The organism is uncultured Maricaulis sp. (assembly GCF_963976135.1).
GTDB lineage: Bacteria > Pseudomonadota > Alphaproteobacteria > Caulobacterales > Maricaulaceae > Maricaulis.
In genome coordinates, this window is the sequence record NZ_CAXBKN010000139.1 from 1 (window position 1) to 5,271 (window position 5,271).

General features: G+C 63.5%; 5 protein-coding genes. 4 read left to right on the plus strand and 1 reads right to left on the minus strand.

What is annotated here, in order from left to right:
* The coding region (locus AAC023_RS13515; RefSeq protein ID WP_339741723.1) for an ammonium transporter at positions 1-1,215 on the minus strand (1,215 nt) is incomplete at its 3' end.
* A 281-nt stretch (positions 1,216-1,496) separates the two neighbouring features.
* On the opposite strand from AAC023_RS13515, the gene AAC023_RS13520 reads away from it, so the two are divergent.
* The 4 genes from AAC023_RS13520 to AAC023_RS13535 form a co-directional block, all read left to right on the plus strand.
* The gene (locus AAC023_RS13520) at positions 1,497-1,814 is read left to right on the plus strand and encodes a hypothetical protein (RefSeq protein WP_339741724.1); all 318 of its coding nucleotides are present in this window, start codon (positions 1,497-1,499) and stop codon (positions 1,812-1,814) included.
* Positions 1,815-2,143: 329 nt separating this feature from the next.
* Positions 2,144-3,862: a dihydroxy-acid dehydratase gene (locus AAC023_RS13525; RefSeq protein ID WP_339741725.1), complete on the plus strand. Its 1,719-nt coding sequence runs from the start codon at positions 2,144-2,146 to the stop codon at positions 3,860-3,862.
* A gap of 26 nt (positions 3,863-3,888) precedes the next feature.
* The gene (ilvC, locus tag AAC023_RS13530; RefSeq protein WP_339741727.1) at positions 3,889-4,878 is read left to right on the plus strand and encodes a ketol-acid reductoisomerase; all 990 of its coding nucleotides are present in this window, start codon (positions 3,889-3,891) and stop codon (positions 4,876-4,878) included.
* 22 nt (positions 4,879-4,900) lie between these two features.
* On the plus strand, positions 4,901-5,271 hold a 371-nt coding region (locus AAC023_RS13535), incomplete at its 3' end, for a thiamine pyrophosphate-binding protein (RefSeq protein ID WP_339741726.1).

The following is a 5,271-nucleotide window of genomic DNA, read 5'->3' on the forward strand; positions in this document are numbered from 1 at the left end:
CAGCCAGACAGCGAAGCTGGCGGTGAAGACGAAGGCACCGATGGCGCCGACACCGACGGCCTGGCCGTAGAAGCTGGCATCGCTATTGGTCAGCGGCACGGCCATCGTGCCCCAGATGCCAGCGAACAGGTGGACCGGGATGGCACCGACGACATCATCGATCCGGACCAGTTCGAGCAGTTTGGCACCGAAGGTGGCGATGACGGCACCGACCGCACCGATCAGGATCGCATCCATGATGGTCGGGGTGAGCGGTTCGGCGGTGATCGAGACCAGGCCGGCCAGGGCCCCGTTGAGGCAATAGGCGAGATTGGCCTTGCCGCGTCCGAGGATCAAAGAGAGCACATAGGCCGTCACCACACCGCCGGCTGCCGCCATATTGGTATTGGCGAAGACCTGGGAGATGGCGACCGCATCGGCCGCCGAGCCGAGCGCCAGCTGGGAGGCGCCGTTAAAGCCGAACCAGCCGAACCAGAGCAGGAATGTGCCCAGGGTCGCCAGCGGCAGCGAAGAGGGCTGCATCGGGCTGGAATTGGGTCCGAAGCGTCCCGAACGGGCACCCAGCAGGATGGCACCGGCCAGGGCGGCCCAGCCACCGGTCGAGTGAACCAGCGTCGAACCGGCGAAGTCGGAGAAGCCGAACTGGGCATCAAGCCAGCCGCCGCCCCATTCCCAGGAGCCCTGGATCGGGTAGATCGCGGCCGTTAGCACGACAACAAACAGGAAGAAGGGCCCGATCTTGACCCGCTCGGCGACGGCGCCGGAGACGATCGATGCGGTCGTGGCCACGAACACCATCTGGAAGAACCAGTCGGAAGCCGAGGCATAGCCGGTCGAAAGATCGATCTCGGCATCGCCGGTCAGTTCGGACGGGCTCCAGATCGCGGGCATGCCAAAATAGGCGGTCTCGCCGCCATACATGACCTGGTAACCGGCGAGGTAGAACATCACCCCGGCAATGGCGTAGAGCGCGATATTCTTGAGGCAGATCGCGGCCGCGTGCTTGGTGCGGACAAAACCGACCTCAAGCATGGCGAAACCGGCCGCCATCAGCATGACGAGAAAGCCGCCAATCAGAAATAACAGGGTGTTGAAGACAAAGGCGGTCTCTTCGCTGACCTCGGCCGCGGCCGGGGTTGTGATGGCCAGGCTGGCGCCAAGCGCCGCGCAACCGATGGCGGCCATCGCTCCGTATTTCAGTTTCTTGCCACGCATGGCGATCCCCCTTTTCAGGTGTGAAATTCCCGATCAGGCGCGACAGATTCACGCCGGTGACCGGCCTGCCCCATGGCAGAACGAAAATTTCTCTTGGATCTCGGGTCGTTCTGGGCCGTGCGGCCCGGGCCCGGCGTGTGCCGGGCATCTACCCATGATCCGCATCGCCGATCGGCAATGACGGATCCCATATGTGCGATCTGTGGTCGGGCGCGTTGGTGCGCCTCTTGATATCTGAAGGCTAGATCGGGAAATGTTGCGATGCAACAAATTTATCCGAATTGAAAAAATTCCGCAGATTCTCTCTCGATTTGTTGTTTTTTGTCCCTGTAGCGCAATTTTCTGCCGCAAAAGAAAGTGCTGGCGTCGGCCGCCGCCAGCAAGTCAATCCACAGAGTCGCGACAACAGGAATGCCGCCGTCAAATTGCTGCAGCTGCTCACACGGAGGTCAACCGGATTCATCGCATTCGCTGAGACTCGCCCGCCAGCGCCCGGAATCGGGCAGGCATGCCCGCTTTTGCAGCAAGGCCTGCCCGGCTCAAGCCACAATGCCGCCACTATAGAAGTGTCGATCCGGGCAATTTATTGCCGCATTTGACCCCGGCCAGAGCCCGAACGCACATTTAGTGCACATTTCTGCTTGCCATCGCGGCAAGGCCACGTCACCTTGCACTGCAACACAAGTCAGGAATTGCCCGCGTCATGCGTAACAACGTCACCCATCAGCCGATTTCATCGGCCGCCGTCCTGCCGGACGCGCGGGTGCTCGTCAGCGCACTCCTCCTCGTACTTGTACTTATTCTTACCTCCATAACGGGAGCGGTTTCCGCGCCTGCCAGCTAGCAAACACAAGCTCGGCAGACATGAAAAACCCCGCTCCCGGAACCCGGAGCGGGGTTTTTCGTGTCTGTCGCACGGGAAATTCCGATGTCGACCGAACGACCAAAGACTTCTGACACCATCACGCTCGGCGCCGCGCGCGCTCCGGCTCGCGCCATGCTGCGTGCAACCGGCATGTCGGACGCCGATTTCGACAAGCCGATGATCGCGGTGGTCAATACCTGGACCACGGTGACGCCCTGCAATATGCACCTGGCCGAGCTGGCCGCCCCGGTGCGCGATGCGATCCGCGAGGCTGGCGGTGTGCCGGTCGATTTCAACACCATCGTCGTTTCCGACGGCATCTCGATGGGCACGCAGGGCATGCGCGCCTCGCTGATCTCGCGCGAAGTCATCGCCGACTCGATCGAGCTGGCCGTTCGCGGTCACTCGTTGGACGGGCTGATCGTGCTGGTTGGCTGCGACAAGACCATTCCGGCCGCCGCCATGGCGCTGGCGCGGATGGATATCCCCGGCTGCATCCTCTATGGCGGCACGATCATGCCAGGCCGCCAGGGCGACAAGGATTTGTCGATCCAGGATGTGTTCGAGGCCGTCGGCGCCCATGCCTGCGGCGCGCTCGACGATGCCGGACTGGCCGAAGTCGAGAAATCCGCCTGCCCCGGGGCCGGTGCCTGCGGCGGCCAGTTCACCGCCAATACGATGGCGATGATCCTGTCGATCATGGGCCTGTCGCCGATGGGTGCCAACGACATTCCCGCACCCCACCCCGACAAGGCAGACGCCGCCGCGCGTTGCGGCCGACTGGTGGTCGATCTGGTGAAATCCGGTACGCGCCCCCGCAGCTTCATCACCGAAACATCGCTGCGCAATGGTGCCATTGCGGCCTCGGCCAGTGGCGGCTCGACCAATGCCATCCTGCATCTCGCCGCCATCGCAGCGGAGGCAGGCGTGCCCTTCTCCATCGATGTCTTCGATGAAGTGTCTGCAACGGCACCGGTCATCACCGACCTGAAGCCGGGCGGGCGCTTTCTGGCGCATCACCTCTTCCTGGCGGGCGGTACACGCCTGTTCGGACAGCGCCTGATGGAGGGTGGCCGCCTGGTCGATGCGCCGACCGTGACCGGCAAGACCCTGTTCGAGGAATTTGCCAGCGCCGTTGAATCGCCTGGCCAGCGCGTCGTGCGCACCGTCGCCGATCCCGTCAAACCCGATGGCGGCTTCCGCATCCTCTATGGCGATCTGGCGAGCCAGGGCTCAGTGCTGAAACTGTCCGGCCACTCCCATACCCGTTTCGAGGGCCCGGCCCGCGTTTTCGAACGCGAGGAAGATGCCTTCGACGCCGTCGAGCATAATCGTGTCAAGCGCGGCGATGTCATCATCATCCGCAATGAGGGGCCGCGCGGCGGTCCCGGCATGCGCGAAATGCTGGGCATCACCGGCGCCCTGGTCGGCCAGGGCTTGAGCGAACATGTCGCCCTGATCACGGATGGCCGCTTCTCCGGCGCCTCCAAGGGTTTCGTCATCGGTCATGTCTGCCCGGAGAGCGTCGCGGGCGGCGCCATCGGCCTGATCCATGAGGGCGACACGATCCGCATCGATGTCGCCGCCCGCCGCATTGACTGCGATGCCGATCTGGATGCCCGCCGCAAAAACTGGACCCCGCCCCTGCCCAATCCGATGGGCGGCGTCTTCACTAAATATTCCCGCCTCGTTTCATCGGCCTCCCAGGGAGCCGTGACGATCCAATCCACCACCACACCATCCTTTGAGCAATCCGAGACCACCCAGGAGAGAAGCGCATGACCACCCCTCAGACACCGACCCGCCGCATGGCGTTCGAGATCGACACGGCCGATTTCAAGTCCCGGCCTGTCGCCGTCATCGGCTATGGCAGCCAGGGCCGCGCCCATGCGCTGAACATGAAGGATAGCGGCTGCGATGTGATCGTCGGCGTCCGCCCCGGCGGCAAGGGCGATATCCGCGCCAAGGCCGATGGCCTGCGCACCGCACCGATCGCCGAAGCCGCCAAAGCCGCTTCGCTGATCGCCATTCTGACGCCCGACATGACGCATGAAGCCATTTTCCGCGACGAGATCGCGCCGAATATCAGTGCCGGTGATGCCGTCCTGTTCGCGCATGGTTTCACCGTGCATTACGGCCGCATCCAGGCTCCGGAGGGGGTCGACATCATCCTCGTTGCTCCAAAGGGTCCTGGCGATCTCGTCCGCCGCGAATTCGAACGTGGCCGCGGTGTGCCCTGCCTGTTCGCCATCCATCAGGACGCCACCGGCACCGCCAGGGACCGCGCCCTGAGCTATACCGCCTGTATCGGCGGCTCCACAGCCGGGGTGATCGAAACCAGCTTCGCCGAAGAGACCGAAACCGACCTGTTCGGCGAACAGGCCGTTCTGTGCGGCGGCGCCACCGAACTGGTCCTGGCCGGCTATGAGACGCTGACCGAGGCCGGATACCAGCCGGAAGTCGCCTATTTTGAATGCATGCATGAGCTCAAGCTGATCGTTGACCTGCTCTATGAGGGCGGGCTCGCCAAAATGCATGAATTCATCTCGGAAACCGCGATCTATGGCGATCTGCGCTCGGGCCCTCGCGTCATCAATGCCGAGACCAAGGCACGGATGAAGGAAGTTCTCACCGACATCCAGGACGGCACATTTGCCCGCGACTGGATCATGGAGAACCAGGCCGGCAAGCCGCAATACAACGCCCTGCTGCGCAAGGATCTCGACCATCCGATCGAAAAAACCGGGGCCGCACTGCGCGCCGAAATGCCGTGGCTGCAAGCCGGCTCCAACACCTGAACACCCCTGTCTGGACCTGAAAATGACCATGCTGTCGACCTTGCCAAAGACCGAAACCGCCCCCCAGGAACGCGCCCGTAATACGGGTGCGCACCTGGTGGTGCGGACGCTGGAGAAACTCGGCGTGACCCGGATCTTCGGTTATCCGGGCGGCGCGATCATGCCCGTCTATGACGCCCTGACCGGCTCGAGCCTGAGCCATGTTCTGGTCCGCCATGAACAGGCGGCCGCCTTTGCCGCCGACGCCCAGGCCCGCATCACCGGCAAGGCGGGCGTCTGCCTGGCCACCTCGGGGCCGGGTGCCACCAATCTCCTGACCGGCATCGCCAATGCCTATATGGACTCAGTTCCGATGGTCATTCTGACCGGGCAGGTCCCGTCCGGCCTGATGGG